Here is a 13,476-nt window from a genome sequence, read left to right as displayed (position 1 = left end):
CTGTCGATGGATTGCCTGACGATGTCAAGCCGCTGCGCGCATAGTTGCCGCGGCAACGGCTGCAAATTTGCGTAGGCGGCTATCCCGTCATCCTGAGGAGCGCGCTTGCGCGCGTCTCGAAGGATCGACGGCCACGGCGGGGCCGTTCATCCTTCGAGACGCGCTACGCGCTCCTCAGGATGACCGGGTGACTACCTAATTGGCCTTCTGCAGCGCAGCGGTCTGCTTGGCGAGCTGCTTGTCGAAATCCTGCTCCAGCCCGGCCACGTAGGTGGCATTTTCGCCCGGCTTGACGAACGGGTTCGGCGCGCCGTCCTTCATCTGCGCCCGCTTGGCCTGCATGGCGTAGACCTCCGGATGCGGCCCGAGCAGCACGTCGACCTTCATCGCCTTGACCTTGGTGAAGGTCGAGCGGTAGTCGTCGACGATGCCGGGATAGGTCGGACGGCCGACCAGCCGGTTCAGCGCCACCGTTCCGCTGCAGAAGAACAGCACGTTGCGCGCCTGGCTGCCATCCTTGACCGTGATCTCCCAGCTGGTGCAGCCGGGCGAATGGCCGGGGGTGGTGTGCGCGGTCAGCGTGACATCGCCGAGCGTCACCTTGTCGCCTTCCTTGACGGTGCGGTCGACCTTCACCGGCGTAAAGGCGAGATCGGCGTTGTTCTCGTCGCCCGGATAATAGCCGCCCTCGAGCAGGGGCTTGTCGCGCTCGCCGGCGATCAGTTGCGCGCCGGTCTCCTTCTTGATCTCGGCAAAGCCGCCGGTGTGGTCGAGATGGGCGTGGGTGTTGAGGATGATCTTGATGTCGCCCTCCTTGAAGCCGAGCTTGGCGATGTTGTCCTTGATCATGCCGGTCGACTGCTGCATCGCCGTGTCCATCAGGATCAGCCCTTGCGACGTCTTGATGATGTAGACCGCGATCCCGTCAGTGCCCACGTAGTAGATATTGTCGATGAGCTGGAACGGCTCGAACGGCGCGGTCCATTTCTTCATGACAACAGCCACGAAGTCCTTGAGCGTCTGTGCCTGCGCACCGGTTGCGATCAGCGTGAGCGCGCACAGCGCGGCTGCGATCGTCCTCATGGTTGCCTCCCTGTTTGTTGTTGTTCGTGCACGGGCGGCACTATGCGTGCTGGCGACGCCGGCCGCAAGCTGCGGACGGCAAGCCGCAGGGCTGACGGCCGTCCGTCCGGCGCATTCCTGTTCTGCGTTCAGCTCGCGTATTGCGCGATGCCGTGACCGAACGACCAGTTCTCCTTGGCGACCTCGACGAGGTTGATGACAACATCGTCCGGCCGTCCCTGCAGCTGGCTCTGATAGTCGTCCACGATCCGCTTGTAGAACGCCTTCTTCATCTCGACGGTACGCCCGGCATTCATGGTGATCTGGATGAAGATGAGATCGTCGCTGTAGGTATTGCCGAGATAGTTGTCGGCGTAGTTCAGGTCGCCACGGTCGTGCTCGGTGATGACCTGAAACTTGTCATTCTCGGGCACGTTGATCACCTCGCGCATCGCCTTGTAGACGATCTCGCCCAGCGTCTTGCGATATTCGGCGGACTTGCCGCGCTTCAGGTCGATGCGAACGAATGGCATGGTGGTCTCCTGTGTTGTGCGAGGCTCGGCCGGATCGGCCCCGTGTGATCGAGACGCTGCGGCGGTGCGAAGGCTCTCGCGTCGTCCGCTTGCGCCGGCGGCGTCGGGGAATTCAGCGGGTCGCCTTGAAGGCCTCCCAGCGCGCATCTCGCTCTTTTTGGTATTTGGGAGTTCGCTCGCCCACCATGTCGGCGCGATGAACCGGCTCGCCGCAGGACTCGCAGACCGGACCGAGCCCGGCCGGCTTGCCGCAGACGCGATGGGTGTAGTTCATTGCGCGGCCTTCCCGCGGTGACTTGCACCAGGTCTCGCCCCAGGCGCGCAGCGCCATCAGCACCGGAAAGAACGCGTCGCCCTTCTCGGTGAGGTGATATTCGTGGCGCAACGGGCGTTTGTTGTAGACGCGCCGCGTCAGCAGGCCGTCCGCTTCCAGCTTTTTCAGCCGTGCCGTGATCATCTGCGGCGTGCCGCCGGACTGCGCCTGAATCTCCTCGAAGCGATGATTGCGCGCGAACAGTTCGCGCAGAACCAGTACTGTCCAGCGGTCGCCCACGACGGTTTCGGCGCGAGCGACAGGACAGAGCGTTTGGTCAGCCGTGTTGTCCTTCATTTTCGTCATCACGTTTTCTTCATCAGGCTTGAGACTATGATTTTCATAGTAATATGACCCGACATCATCGCAAATGCAATGGGCCGTCGATGGCCCGATCTGTCATCGCCAAGGAGTGAGCCATGACCACCGAACCGGGGCCGACAGCGGCCAAAGTCGATTTGAAGCTCGAGGTCGTCGTCATCCCCGTCTCGGATGTCGATCGCGCCAAGCGCTTCTATCAGGACCTGGGCTGGCGGCTTGATGCCGACTTCGTCAGGCCCGACGGCTCGCGCGCCGTGCAGCTAACGCCGCCGGGTTCGCCGACGTCGATCCATCTCGGCTCGGGACCCGCGCTGCCGCGCTTCCTGATCGTCAATGATATCGAAGCGGCGCGCGCCGAGCTGATCGCGCGTGGCGCCGATGTCAGCGAGGTGTTTCACCGCGGCGCGGAAGGCCGCATCAAGGGGCCGGACCCGGAGCGGCCGAGTTACGGGTCGCTCGCCACGTTCAACGATCCCGACGGAAACGTCTGGCTGCTGCAGCAGGTGACGCAACGCCTGCCCGGGCGATTCGACGGCAACAGTACGAATTTCTCCTCATCGGCTGATCTTGCTGCCGCGCTGCGCCGCGCGGCTATGGCCCATGGCGAGCACGAGAAGCGAACCGGCGGCCACGATGCGAACTGGCCCGATTGGTACGCCGAGTACATGGTCCGCGAACAGGCCGGCAAGCCGCTGCCCGAGTGAACGGAGCTCGTCATTGAAGCAAATCCAACCGGCCGCCTGATAGCCAAGGAGCGATCGATGTCCCAGATCACCTATCCACGCGAGCGGACCGCGCTGCTCCTCGTCGATCCTTACAATGATTTCCTCTCTGAGGGCGGCATGGTCTTTCCGCGCATCAAGCCTATCGCCGACGAGGTCGGGCTGCTCGACAATCTGCGCCAGCTCGACGGCGCGGTCCGGGCCGCCGGCATCCAGGTGGTGATCGTCCCGCACCGTCGCTGGGAGCCGGGCGATTATGAGGATTGGGATCATCCCAATCCGACTCAACGCTTGATCATGCAGCGCCATAGCTTTGCGCGCGGCGAATGGGGCGGGGAATGGCATCCGGACCTTGCGCCCAAGCCTGGCGACCTGATCGCCCAAGAGCATTGGGGGCAGAGCGGGTTCGCCAACACCAATCTCGATTTCCTGCTGGAGCAGAAGGGCGTCACGCATGTGATCGTGGTCGGGCTGCTGGCCAACACCTGCATCGAATCGACCGCCCGCTTCGCAATGGAGCTCGGCTACCACGTGACGCTGGTGCGCGATGCCACCGCCGCCTTCTCGCACGACATGATGCACGCCGCTCACGAGCTGAATGGCCCGACCTACGCCCATTCCATCCTGACAACCAAGGAGGCGATCGCGGCGTTGCCGGCGGCCTCTCATTCCAAGGAGACTGTCAAATGAGCGCGCCATCGAAGACGCCCGTTGCAATTGCGATAAGCCAATCGACCCAGGAAGCGATCGACCAGGACCGGCGCAGGCTGCTGACGGGCGCGGCGTTGGGCCTGGCTGCTGCCGGTGCTGCCAGCCTGTTCCCCGCGCATCCCGCCGCAGCGGCCACCAGCGATGCGATCCGCCCGTTCCGCGTCGACATTCCCGAGGAAGACCTTGTCGATCTTCGCCGCCGTTTGGCCGCAACCCGATGGTCCGACAAGGAAACCGTCAATGACGACTCCCAGGGCGTCCCGCAGGCGATGCTGCGCGATCTCGTCCGCTACTGGCAGACCGACTACGACTGGCGGAAGGTGGAGGCGCGGCTCAACGCCCTGCCGCAGTTCATCACCGAAATCGACGGGGTGGACATTCACTTCATTCACGTCCGCTCGAAACATGACAATGCGCTGCCGCTGATCGTCACGCATGGCTGGCCGGGTTCGGTCATCGAGCAGATGAAGATCATCGACCCGCTGACCAATCCCACCGCGCATGGCGGCAGTGCGTCGGACGCGTTCCATCTCGTGATCCCGTCGATGCCGGGCTACGGCTTCTCCGGCAAGCCGACCACGGTCGGCTGGGATCCCCAGCGCATCGCACGGGCCTGGGTGCAATTGATGAAACGGCTCGGTTACAGCAAGTTCGTGGCGCAGGGCGGTGACTGGGGTTCGCCGGTCTCCAATGAGATGGCCAAGCTTGGTGCGCCGGAGCTGCTCGGCATCCACGTCAATCTGCCCGGTGTCGTTCCGCCCGAGGTCTTCAAGGCGGTCATCACCGGCGGCCCTGCGCCGGACAATATGTCGGCGGAGGAGCAGCACGCCTTCGACCAGATCAAGCTTCAATTCGCGAAACGGCGGGCCTACGCGCAGATCATGGGCACGCGCCCGCAGACGCTTGCGGCCTTTGCGGATTCGCCGGCCGGCCTCGCCGCCTGGCTGCTCGATCACGGCGACGGCTATGCCCAGCCGGCCTCCGCGATGCAATCAGCTGTGCTCGGGCGCGAGGTCAACGGGCATTCCGCCGGCGCACTGACCCGCGACGACGTGCTCGACAACATCACGCTCTACTGGCTGACCAACACGGCGATCTCTTCGGGCCGCCTGTACTGGGAAAACAAGACCAACCTTTATCTGCCTGCCAATGTCGCGATCCCCGCCGCGGTGACCGCATTTCCCGGCGAGAGCTTCGTGGCGCCGCGGAGCTGGGCGGAGAAGGCCTATCACAAGCTGATCTACTTCCATCAGGCTGAAGCCGGCGGCCACTTCGCCGCATGGGAGCAGCCCGACATCTTCAGCAGGGAAATTCGCGACGCGTTTCGGCCGCTCCGCAGCTGATCTGAACGTGCAAAAGAACCGAAGGCGGATTCGTCATGTCGAAACTTGCACCGATCGCCACCGTCGAGGTGGCGCCGGAGAAGCGCGATCACGCGCTGTCGCTGCTGTCAGCGCATGGCGCCCGGTCGCTCAGGGATGAACCGGGCACACTGAATTTTGAGATCCTGGTGCCGCGCGAGGATGCCGCCAAGCTCTTGATCTACGAGGTCTATCAGGATGACGCCGCGTTCGAGGCGCACCGCAATGCGCGGTCGATCGCGCAGTTCCGCGAGGAGAGCGCAGGGCTCGGCATCAAGATATCAGCGATGCGGTGCACGCCTGCCGCCTAGGGAGCTGCCGCGAGCGGCGTCACGCCTTGAGGCAGGCGCCGCGCTCGGACAAAACCTTCTCGGCCTTCGGCGTCAGCTCGTAGAGGTCGCCGTCCTTGGCGACGTATCCCTCCCTGATGAGCCGGTCGACTTCGCCTTGCACGTCGTCAGCGAAGGCAATGGATTGGGCGATGTCGCAGAGAACCGCGACCTGTTCATCTCTAAGCATGGCGTCCTCCGTCAGGGCGGGGAACGCGCAAGCCGGCATTCGGTTCCAAGGGGCCGGATGATACACCCGGCTTTCACCCGGTGAGCTGTGGCTCCGGGTGTTGCATCTTACCCATGCCGCGCATCGAGTACCGGCGCGTAGCCACCGCCGTCCCGACGAACATGAGCACAGCGCGGGCCGCGGAAGTGGGCGGGTATGACGAGGCGGCCGCTGTCCGCAGCCTCTGCCAGGATCTTCGTCCTCGTCTCGCGCGCGAGCTGCGGGTCGGCACAGGATGATGTCGACAGATCGGGCTGGAAGATCTGCACCGGATTGTGCACGGCATCGCCGCAAAAGATCGCGCGATGTTGTGCGTAGTCTACCATCAGCCCCATCTGGCCGCTGGTGTGGCCCGGCAGCGGGACCAGCCGCAGGCCCGGTCCCAACTGATGGCCATCGTCGACCAGATCGACACGGCCTGCCTCGACGATCGGGATGACGCTCTGCTCCAGGGCGCGGGCGTGGATCGGCGGGGCACGCCCGGCATCATGCTGTGTCATCCAGTCGGCAAGCTCGCGGCGGCCGAACAGATACCGCGCGTTAGGAAAGGTCGGCTGCCAGCGGCCGTTGTCCTGGCGCGTATTCCAGCCGACGTGATCGACATGCAGATGGGTGCAGAATACGACGTCGATGCCGGCCGGGTCGATGCCGCTCGCGCGCAGCCGATCAAGGAAGCCGCTGCCGCGCCGCCGATGCCAGGCCGGAATCTCGGGGATGTCCTTGTGCTCGCCGATGCAAGCGTCGATCAGCAGCGTTCGGCCGCCGGTTCGCACCACAAAACTCTGGATCGCGTGTTTCGCGACGCCCCGGGCGAGGTCGATGAACACCGGCTCCAGCGTGGCACGATGCGCTTCGATCAAGCCGCGATCGTATCCGGGCAGGAATTCGGCGAGCGGAAGGCCGAAATCGTCGTCGTCGACGATGACGTCGACGGTTGCGTCGCCGATCGCAAATCGCATGACCGCTCCTTCCCGGAGAACCGTGCATCCCAACGCGCGGTCACTATGCAGGGTGGCGCCGTCGATCGCAAGTTGGTGAACGGCTATCAGGCCATGCCGCGCAGCAGGCCGATCAGGTGGCCGCACTCATCGTCGGTGCCGACCGTGATGCGCAAAAAGTCCTCGATCCGCGGCTTCTGGAAATGCCGCACCAGCACGCCGCGCTCGCGCAACCTCGCGGCGAGATCGGCGCCGCGATGGCTGGGATGGCGGGCGAACACGAAATTCGCCTGCGACGGCAGCACCTCGAACCCCAGCTCAATGAGGCTGCGGACCAGCGCCTCTCTGCTCCTGATGATGCGTTGCCGCGTCTCCTCGAACCACGCCTCGTCCTCGATGGCGGCGACCGCGCCGGCGATCGCGAAGCAGTCCAGCGGATAGGAGTTGAAGCTGTCCTTGACGCGCTCCAGCGCCTCGATCAGCGGGCGTTGGCCGATGGCGAAGCCGACGCGCAAGCCGGCCAGCGCGCGCGATTTGGAGAGCGTCTGGATGACGAGCAGATTGTCGCGGCGCGCGACCAGCGGCACGGCGCTCTCGGCGCCGAAGTCGACATAGGCCTCGTCGACCACCACGAGCCGGTCGGGATGCTCGGCGAGCAGCGCCTCGATCGCGGCGCGCGGCAGCGCGGTGCCGGTCGGTGCGTTGGGGTTGCACAGCAGGATTGCGCTGCCGGGCCGCCGGTAGTCGGCAAGCTGCACGCGCATCGCGGCGTCGAGCGGCACTTGCTCGCAGCTGACGCCATAGAGGCGGCAATAGACCGGGTAGAAGCTGTAGGTGATGTCGGGAAACAGCAGCGGCGCGTCGTGCTTCAGCAGCGCCGGGAAAGCGTGGGCCAGCACCTCGTCCGAGCCATTGCCGACGAACACCTCGTCCGCCGTGACGCCGTAACGCCTCGCGATCGCCTCGCGCAGCGCGGTTGCGCGCGGATCAGGATAGAGCCGCAGGCGATCCGTGTTCGCTGTGATCGCCGCCACCGCGCGCGGCGACGGCGGGTAGGGGTTTTCGTTGGTATTGAGCTTGATGAGGCCGTCGATCTTCGGCTGCTCGCCGGGCACGTATGGCGACAGATTGTGGACGACCGAACTCCAGAAGCGACTCATGATCTGCGATCCAGGGATGAACGCGATCACAATAAGGAATACGAGGCGCTGATGAAAGCGCCTCTTTATTCCCTCGCGTTATGACAGGCGTCGTGCTCGCGCGTTACCAGGTCGCCGTGCCCTTCATGGTCGGCTGGCCCTCGGCATTCGCGGTCCACAGCTCCATGCCGCCGTCCTTGTCGCTGGCATTGATCGAGAACTCGCTGCCCTCGAACAGCGGCTGCACGCCGCGATAGGCGAGCTTCTTCGGCGGCTTGCCGCCGCGCAGCTTGGCGGCGAACTCGACGATGAAGGAAGCCTGCAGCGGGCCGTGGAAGATCAGGCCAGGATAGCCCTCGACCTTGGTGACGTAGTCGCGGTCGTAATGAATGCGATGGCCGTTGAAAGTCAGCGCCGAATAGCGGAACAAGAGCACCGGGTCGGAGACGTGGCTCTCGCGATGCTGCGCGACCGGTGGAGGCGGCGGCTCCTTGGCGGGCGCAGCGCCCTGCGTGCTCGTCATCTCGCGATAGACGATGTCTTGCCGCTCGCGCACCGCAAGCCCGCGCGAGGTCGTTACCTCGTGATTGACCGAGACGAAGCACAGCGTGCCGGTCGAGCCCGATTTGACCGTGACGTCGACGATCTTCGAGGTGCGTTTGGCCTCATCGCCGATGCGCAAGCTGTCGAAGAATTCGAGCTCGCCGCCGGCCCACATCCGGCGCGGCAGCGGCACCGGCGGCAGGAAGCCGCCGCGGGTCGGGTGGCCGTCGGGGCCGAGCTGCGACATCGGAAACACCGGCTGCGCCAGGCACCAATGCGTGGTCCACGGCGCGGCGTCACCGGCCTTCGGCTCGCCGATCTCCTGGAACAGCGTCGCGCGCAGCCCCATCACGAGATATTTGGTGACGACGTCGGAGGCCTCCGTGGTCTTGCCGATCCATTGGCGGAGATGATCGAGGTCGAGTTTGTCGCTCATGATTGTGTTGCCCGGGCAGGAGGGATTTCAGGAACGTCTGGTGCGCTCGCCGATCGCGGGCACCTTGCCGTAGTGCCTGTCCTCGCCGACCACGATCGCGGCCGGCGCCGGATAGCTGACCTTGCCGTTCGGCGTGTCGACCTCGACGCGGCGCAGATGCGGATGTTTCGCGAGGTCGTCCATGCTGTTGACCTCGGCAAAGGCGATGTCGGCCTCGGCAAGCTTCGCCAGCAACTCCTCGCGCGTCAGCTTGCCGAAGCTGTCGCTGACGATCTGGTCGGTAACGGCGCGGTTGCGCACGCGCTCGACCATATTGGCAAAGCGCGGATCGTCGGGCAGGCCGGGCTGGCCCAGCACCTTGGCGCACAGCGTCTTCCACTCGCGCTCGCTCTGGATCGAGATCAGGATCTCCTTGCCGTCCTTCGAGCGGAACACGCCGTAGGGCGCGATCGAGGGATGGGCGAGGCCGATCCGCTTTGGCGACTTGCCGTCCTCGGCATTGAGCAGCGGCACGGTGAGCCAGTCGGCCATCACGTCGAACATCGAGATCCGGATGTCGGCACCGTCTCCGGTGCGACCGCGGCCGATCAGCGCCTCGAGGATCGCGGCATGCGCGGTGGCGCCGGTTGCGACATCGACGATCGACATGCCGACGCGCGAGGCGCCTTCCGGGCCGCCGGTGATCGAGGCAAGGCCGCTCTCGGCCTGGATCAACAGGTCATAGGCCTTGCGGTCGGCATAGGGGCCAGTGTCGCCATAGCCCGTGATCGTGCACATGATCAGCTTCGGATAATCCTTGCGCAGCCGCTCGCGCGAGAAGCCGAGCTTGTCCATCGAGCCCGGTTTGAGGTTCTGCAGCAGCACGTCGGCACCGGCGATCAGCTCTTCCAGCTGCGCGCGGCCTTCCTTGGTGGCGAGGTCGACCACGGCGGAATCCTTGCCGCGGTTGAGCCAGACGAAATAGCTGCTCTGGCCCTTCGCCGCGGCGTCGTAGCCGCGGGCGAAATCGCCCTCGGGCCGCTCGATCTTGATGACATGGGCGCCGGCGTCGGCGAGGCGTGACGAGCAGAACGGCGCGGCAACCGCCTGTTCGACGGCGATGACGGTCAATCCCTCAAGCGGCAGCATGATCAAGCAACTCAGTAGGAGCGGGGCATGCCGAGCACGTGCTCGGCGACGTAGGACAGGATCAGATTGGTCGAGATCGGCGCCACCTGATAGAGCCGGGTCTCGCGGAACTTGCGCTCGACGTCGTATTCCTCGGCAAAGCCGAAGCCGCCATGGGTCTGCACGCAGGCGTTGGCCGCTTCCCAGGACGCGTCGGCCGCCAGCATCTTGGCCATGTTGGCCTCGGCGCCGCAGTCGAGACCGGCTTCATATTTGCGGGTGGCTTCCTTCACCATCAATTCGGCCGCGCGCATCGAGGCATAGGCCTTGGCGACCGGGAACTGGATGCCTTGATTCTGCCCGATCGGCCGCCCGAACACGCTGCGCTCCTTGGCGTAGTTGGTCGCCTTGGCGATGAACCACTTCGCGTCGCCGACGCACTCGGCGGCGATCAGGATGCGCTCGGCATTCATGCCGGAGAGGATGTAGCGAAAACCCTTGCCTTCCTCGCCGATCAGATTCTCCGCCGGCACCTTCATGTCGGTGAAGAACACTTCGGTCGTGGCGTGGTTCATCATGGTGCGGATCGGGCGGATCTCCAGCCCCTTGCCCTTCACCTCGCGCATATCGACGATAAACACCGAGAGACCGTCGGTGCGCTTCTTCGACTGCTCCTTCGGCGTGGTGCGCGCCAGCAGGACCATCAGGTCGGAATATTCGGCGCGGCTGGTCCAGATCTTCTGGCCGTTGACGACGTAATGGTCGCCCTCGCGGCGCGCGAAGGTTTTCAGCGACGAGGTATCGGTGCCGCTGGTCGGCTCGGTGACGCCGAACGCCTGCAGCCGCAACTCGCCGGTCGCGACCTTCGGCAGATACTTGGCCTTTTGCGCGTCATTGCCGTGCCGCAGCACGGTGCCCATCGTGTACATCTGAGCGTGGCAGCCGCCACCATTGCAGCCGGCGCGCTGGATCTCTTCCAGGATCGCCGCCGCCGCCGACAGCTTCAGGCCGGCGCCGCCATATTCCTCGGGGATCAGCACCGAGAGATAGCCGGCCTCCGTCAGCGCATCGACGAACTCTTTCGGATAGGCCATCTGGCGATCGAGCTTGCGCCAGTATTCGCCTGGAAACTGCGCGCAGAGTTTTGCCACCGCATCGCGGATGTCGGAATGGTCGTCGATGTGTTGTTCGTGTGCGGTCATTGTTTCGTCTTGCCGAGAGGTTGCGCCAGAGCGTGTTCGAGCGAGGTGGAAATCGGTTCGCGTGAAGAAAACGCCCGCAGTTGTGGGGCCCCGGTAAACTCCCTATGCTGTTTTGTTATAGCGTATGAACCTGCCTTCCAGGATTGGCAAGTATGGATTTCCGCCAGCTTAGGACCTTTGCGTGTGTCGCGGAACTCGGGAGCCTGAGCAAGGCATCCGATACCTTGCGGGTCGCGCAGCCGGCGCTGAGCCGGCAGATCAAGCTGCTGGAACACGAACTGCGCACCGAATTGTTCACGCGCAACGGTCGCGGCATGGTGCTGACCGATGCCGGCCGGCTGCTGCTGGCGCGCACCAGCGGTATCGTGCGGCAGATCGACCAGATCCGCGACGACATCCAGTCCGCCGGCGGTGCACCGTCCGGGCGCGTCGTGCTCGGGCTGGTGCCGACGGTGAGTTGCGTGCTGTCGGCGCGGCTGGCGCGGCGCACGGTGGAGCGCTATCCCGGCATCTCGCTCTGCATCGTCGAGAGCTACAGCGGCCATCTGATCGAGTGGCTGCATCGCGGCGAGATGGACCTTGCCGTGATCTATGGCCCGTCGGTCGATCTGCATCTGGCGGTGCAGAGCCTCGGCCGCGACAGCATCGTCGCGGTCGGCCCGCGCGGCAGCGGGCTGAAGCCGAAGAAGCAAGTCGACTTCGGCTGGCTGATGCGCCAGCGCCTGGTGCTGCCAAGTCATTCGCACGGCCTCCGTGCGCTGCTCGAACATGCCGCGGCCAAGAAGAAGATCGATCTCGACGTCAAGCTCGAGGCGGATTCGTTTCGCGTGCTGACCAGCCTGGTCGAGGAGGGGCTCGGATATACCTTGCTGCCGCCGTCCTCGGTGCGCGCCGAGGTGGCGGAGGGTCGGCTCGAGACCGCCGCCATCGCGCGGCCGGCGCCGCGGCGCGAGCTGACCCTGGCCTCGCCGGTCGAGCATCCCGGCTCAAACGCGATGACGCTGATCGCGAAGCTGTTGCGCGATGAGGTCGCTGCGCTGCGCGCCGAGGGGCTCTGGGATATCCAGCTCGCCTGAGTTCCGTCATTGCGAGGAGCGATAGCGACGAAGCAATCCATCCGTCCGCGAATGCTGCGCGATGGATTGCTTCGCTTCGCTCGCAATGACGGGGTCGCACGCATTCTGCTCTCAGCTCACCTTGAAGCCGAGATGGCCGCGGAAGCGGTTCTTCAGGTAGGTGCCGTCGCGCGGCGGCAGCGCGCGCTCGACCTCGCCGGCGGCGATGCGGATGCGCGCCAGCCGCGGGCCGCCGCCGAGATCGCGCAGGCTGGTGCGGAATTTCTCAATACCGGCCATGTCGGCGATCTCACAGACATTGCCGATGCCCGCGCCATCAGCGATCACCTCGAGCCTGGCGCCGAGGCCGGAGTGACTCGGCTGCATGCCCGTCTCGCCGAAATGGCCGTTGTCGAGCACCGCGATCGAGAGATTGCCGGGCTGCTTGGTCGCGATCGTCAGCAGGCTGCCGATCCCCATCAGCTGCTCGCCGTCGCCGGTGATCACGAGCACCGGGCGCTTCGGCTGCGCCAGCGCGAGGCCGAGCCCGACCATCGCCGCGCCGCCCATCGCGCCCCACAGATAGAAATTGCCGGGATGCTCGCCGGCGTCGAACACGTCGTAGGAGGAGGAGCCGAGCCCGGAGATCACGAGCAGCTCGCCGCGGTCGGCAAGCAGCGCATTCACGGCGGCGCGGCGATCGAGAGTGCCTGTTGATGCCGACATCAGTGCGTCTCCCTGGTCCACTTCTTGCGGCCGATCATCCGCTGCGAGATCAGCACCGCGACCTGCTGGTCGCCGTCATAGGCGAGCGAGGCGGCGGCCGAGATCACCTCCTCGGCATCATCGGGGTTCTCCAGCCGCAGCACGGTGGTGCCCATGATCTCGAACGCCTGCGGCGTCGCCCGGCCCATCGGGATCTGCCAGGGATTGAATTCGGCCCATTCGCCGCGCATCGTCACCAAGGTGAGCAGCGGGAAACGGCAGCTCGCCATCAGTGACAGCATGTTGACGCAATTGCCGACGCCGCTCGATTGCATCAACAGCACCGCGCGATCGCCGCCGAGCCAGGCGCCGGCCGAAAGGGCCACGCCCTCTTCCTCTGTCGTCAGCACCGTGGTCTTGATGTCGGTATCGGCGTGCGACAGCTTGATCAGCTTGGAATGTCCCGCATCGGGAACGTAGGACACCTGTGCCACGCCAAAGCTCTTCAGCGTGCGGTAGATCGCAACCGGCCAGTCCCGGCTGGTCGCGCTGTCCTGGTGAACGGCAATCTGGTCCATCATGGCCTCGGCGGTGGCGTTTTCGAACGAACCGGTACCGGTTCGCGAAGAAAAACGCGTCAATACAAGGGACGCGCATGGGCGCGTCCTCACACCGCTGGCTTTAAGCCAGGTCAGGGGTTTATTCTCTTCGCATCTGGCTCGCCCAGCTATGCCGGAATTTTATAGGGCCCAAGGTTTTGCAGGGCCGAC

The 13,476-nt window shown here is 64.9% G+C and carries 16 protein-coding genes; 5 read left to right on the top strand and 11 right to left on the bottom strand.

Annotation, left to right across the window (positions count from 1 at the left end):
- Nucleotides 1–195 precede the first annotated feature (195 nt).
- From blaBJP to ACVMDN_RS27690, 3 genes are all read right to left on the bottom strand, one after another.
- Nucleotides 196–1,083 (bottom strand): BJP family subclass B3 metallo-beta-lactamase, encoded by an 888-nt coding sequence (gene blaBJP, locus ACVMDN_RS27700; RefSeq protein ID WP_076830738.1) that lies wholly within the window; start codon nt 1,081–1,083, stop codon nt 196–198.
- 128 nt (nt 1,084–1,211) lie between these two features.
- Complete coding sequence (locus ACVMDN_RS27695; protein ID WP_016848571.1) at nt 1,212–1,595, bottom strand: tautomerase family protein; 384 nt, start codon at nt 1,593–1,595, stop codon at nt 1,212–1,214.
- Nucleotides 1,596–1,707: 112 nt separating this feature from the next.
- Nucleotides 1,708–2,205 (bottom strand): winged helix-turn-helix transcriptional regulator, encoded by a 498-nt coding sequence (locus tag ACVMDN_RS27690; RefSeq protein WP_141341155.1) that lies wholly within the window; start codon nt 2,203–2,205, stop codon nt 1,708–1,710.
- Nucleotides 2,206–2,327: 122 nt separating this feature from the next.
- Between ACVMDN_RS27690 and ACVMDN_RS27685 the strand changes: the two genes are divergently transcribed.
- From ACVMDN_RS27685 to ACVMDN_RS27670, 4 genes are read left to right on the top strand one after another with little or no spacing between them, the layout of a single operon-like run.
- On the top strand, nt 2,328–2,933 hold the full coding sequence (locus ACVMDN_RS27685; protein WP_076830743.1) for a VOC family protein: 606 nt from the start codon (nt 2,328–2,330) through the stop codon (nt 2,931–2,933).
- A 57-nt stretch (nt 2,934–2,990) separates the two neighbouring features.
- A complete protein-coding gene (locus ACVMDN_RS27680; RefSeq protein ID WP_076830745.1) occupies nt 2,991–3,641 on the top strand; it encodes an isochorismatase family cysteine hydrolase in 651 nt (216 codons plus the stop codon).
- Nucleotides 3,638–5,005 (top strand): epoxide hydrolase family protein, encoded by a 1,368-nt coding sequence (locus ACVMDN_RS27675; protein WP_076830748.1) that lies wholly within the window; start codon nt 3,638–3,640, stop codon nt 5,003–5,005. The genes ACVMDN_RS27680 and ACVMDN_RS27675 overlap by 4 nt, the downstream gene beginning before the upstream one ends.
- A gap of 35 nt (nt 5,006–5,040) precedes the next feature.
- Nucleotides 5,041–5,334 (top strand): putative quinol monooxygenase, encoded by a 294-nt coding sequence (locus ACVMDN_RS27670; protein ID WP_057019283.1) that lies wholly within the window; start codon nt 5,041–5,043, stop codon nt 5,332–5,334.
- A gap of 19 nt (nt 5,335–5,353) precedes the next feature.
- Here ACVMDN_RS27670 and ACVMDN_RS27665 read toward each other — a convergent pair whose 3' ends face one another.
- The 6 genes from ACVMDN_RS27665 to ACVMDN_RS27640 all read right to left on the bottom strand — a co-directional run bounded on the left by ACVMDN_RS27665 (nt 5,354) and on the right by ACVMDN_RS27640 (nt 10,946).
- On the bottom strand, nt 5,354–5,542 hold the full coding sequence (locus ACVMDN_RS27665) for a Rossmann-fold NAD(P)-binding domain-containing protein (protein WP_038386258.1): 189 nt from the start codon (nt 5,540–5,542) through the stop codon (nt 5,354–5,356).
- Nucleotides 5,543–5,649: 107 nt separating this feature from the next.
- Entirely contained in the window at nt 5,650–6,540 is an 891-nt protein-coding gene (locus ACVMDN_RS27660) for an MBL fold metallo-hydrolase (RefSeq protein WP_076830751.1), read from the bottom strand.
- 86 nt (nt 6,541–6,626) lie between these two features.
- The gene (hisC, locus tag ACVMDN_RS27655; RefSeq protein WP_076830803.1) at nt 6,627–7,679 is read right to left on the bottom strand and encodes a histidinol-phosphate transaminase; all 1,053 of its coding nucleotides are present in this window, start codon (nt 7,677–7,679) and stop codon (nt 6,627–6,629) included.
- A gap of 103 nt (nt 7,680–7,782) precedes the next feature.
- Nucleotides 7,783–8,637 (bottom strand): FAS1-like dehydratase domain-containing protein, encoded by an 855-nt coding sequence (locus tag ACVMDN_RS27650; RefSeq protein WP_057019285.1) that lies wholly within the window; start codon nt 8,635–8,637, stop codon nt 7,783–7,785.
- Nucleotides 8,638–8,664: 27 nt separating this feature from the next.
- The gene (locus tag ACVMDN_RS27645; RefSeq protein WP_057019286.1) at nt 8,665–9,765 is read right to left on the bottom strand and encodes a CaiB/BaiF CoA transferase family protein; all 1,101 of its coding nucleotides are present in this window, start codon (nt 9,763–9,765) and stop codon (nt 8,665–8,667) included.
- An 11-nt stretch (nt 9,766–9,776) separates the two neighbouring features.
- Nucleotides 9,777–10,946: an acyl-CoA dehydrogenase family protein gene (locus ACVMDN_RS27640; RefSeq protein WP_076830754.1), complete on the bottom strand. Its 1,170-nt coding sequence runs from the start codon at nt 10,944–10,946 to the stop codon at nt 9,777–9,779.
- A gap of 152 nt (nt 10,947–11,098) precedes the next feature.
- Between ACVMDN_RS27640 and ACVMDN_RS27635 the strand changes: the two genes are divergently transcribed.
- Entirely contained in the window at nt 11,099–12,022 is a 924-nt protein-coding gene (locus ACVMDN_RS27635; RefSeq protein ID WP_028334965.1) for a LysR substrate-binding domain-containing protein, read from the top strand.
- 111 nt (nt 12,023–12,133) lie between these two features.
- Here ACVMDN_RS27635 and ACVMDN_RS27630 read toward each other — a convergent pair whose 3' ends face one another.
- Together ACVMDN_RS27630 and ACVMDN_RS27625 are read right to left on the bottom strand one after the other, a co-directional pair.
- Nucleotides 12,134–12,727, bottom strand: a complete 594-nt coding sequence (locus tag ACVMDN_RS27630) for a thiamine pyrophosphate-dependent enzyme (RefSeq protein ID WP_076830756.1) — start codon at nt 12,725–12,727, stop codon at nt 12,134–12,136.
- The gene (locus tag ACVMDN_RS27625; RefSeq protein WP_141341151.1) at nt 12,727–13,287 is read right to left on the bottom strand and encodes a thiamine pyrophosphate-binding protein; all 561 of its coding nucleotides are present in this window, start codon (nt 13,285–13,287) and stop codon (nt 12,727–12,729) included. Before ACVMDN_RS27625 ends, ACVMDN_RS27630 begins: the two co-directional genes overlap by 1 nt.
- Between the last annotated feature and the right edge of the window lie 189 nt (nt 13,288–13,476).

It is taken from the genome of Bradyrhizobium sp. USDA 4510 (genome assembly GCF_054059095.1).
This window is presented reverse-complemented; position numbering and strand designations above follow the sequence as displayed.

Excerpts from the sequence above, each read along its gene's own strand:
- blaBJP (WP_076830738.1), bottom strand. The coding sequence starts at position 1,083 with ATGAGGACGATCGCAGCCGCGCTGTGCGCGCTCACGCTGATCGCAACC.
- ACVMDN_RS27695 (WP_016848571.1), bottom strand. The coding sequence starts at position 1,595 with ATGCCATTCGTTCGCATCGACCTGAAGCGCGGCAAGTCCGCCGAATAT.
- ACVMDN_RS27690 (WP_141341155.1), bottom strand. The coding sequence starts at position 2,205 with ATGAAGGACAACACGGCTGACCAAACGCTCTGTCCTGTCGCTCGCGCC.
- ACVMDN_RS27685 (WP_076830743.1), top strand. The coding sequence starts at position 2,328 with ATGACCACCGAACCGGGGCCGACAGCGGCCAAAGTCGATTTGAAGCTC.
- ACVMDN_RS27680 (WP_076830745.1), top strand. The coding sequence starts at position 2,991 with ATGTCCCAGATCACCTATCCACGCGAGCGGACCGCGCTGCTCCTCGTC.
- ACVMDN_RS27675 (WP_076830748.1), top strand. The coding sequence starts at position 3,638 with ATGAGCGCGCCATCGAAGACGCCCGTTGCAATTGCGATAAGCCAATCG.
- ACVMDN_RS27670 (WP_057019283.1), top strand. The coding sequence starts at position 5,041 with ATGTCGAAACTTGCACCGATCGCCACCGTCGAGGTGGCGCCGGAGAAG.
- ACVMDN_RS27665 (WP_038386258.1), bottom strand. The coding sequence starts at position 5,542 with ATGCTTAGAGATGAACAGGTCGCGGTTCTCTGCGACATCGCCCAATCC.
- ACVMDN_RS27660 (WP_076830751.1), bottom strand. The coding sequence starts at position 6,540 with ATGCGATTTGCGATCGGCGACGCAACCGTCGACGTCATCGTCGACGAC.
- hisC (WP_076830803.1), bottom strand. The coding sequence starts at position 7,679 with ATGAGTCGCTTCTGGAGTTCGGTCGTCCACAATCTGTCGCCATACGTG.
- ACVMDN_RS27650 (WP_057019285.1), bottom strand. The coding sequence starts at position 8,637 with ATGAGCGACAAACTCGACCTCGATCATCTCCGCCAATGGATCGGCAAG.
- ACVMDN_RS27645 (WP_057019286.1), bottom strand. The coding sequence starts at position 9,765 with ATGCTGCCGCTTGAGGGATTGACCGTCATCGCCGTCGAACAGGCGGTT.
- ACVMDN_RS27640 (WP_076830754.1), bottom strand. The coding sequence starts at position 10,946 with ATGACCGCACACGAACAACACATCGACGACCATTCCGACATCCGCGAT.
- ACVMDN_RS27635 (WP_028334965.1), top strand. The coding sequence starts at position 11,099 with ATGGATTTCCGCCAGCTTAGGACCTTTGCGTGTGTCGCGGAACTCGGG.
- ACVMDN_RS27630 (WP_076830756.1), bottom strand. The coding sequence starts at position 12,727 with ATGTCGGCATCAACAGGCACTCTCGATCGCCGCGCCGCCGTGAATGCG.
- ACVMDN_RS27625 (WP_141341151.1), bottom strand. The coding sequence starts at position 13,287 with ATGATGGACCAGATTGCCGTTCACCAGGACAGCGCGACCAGCCGGGAC.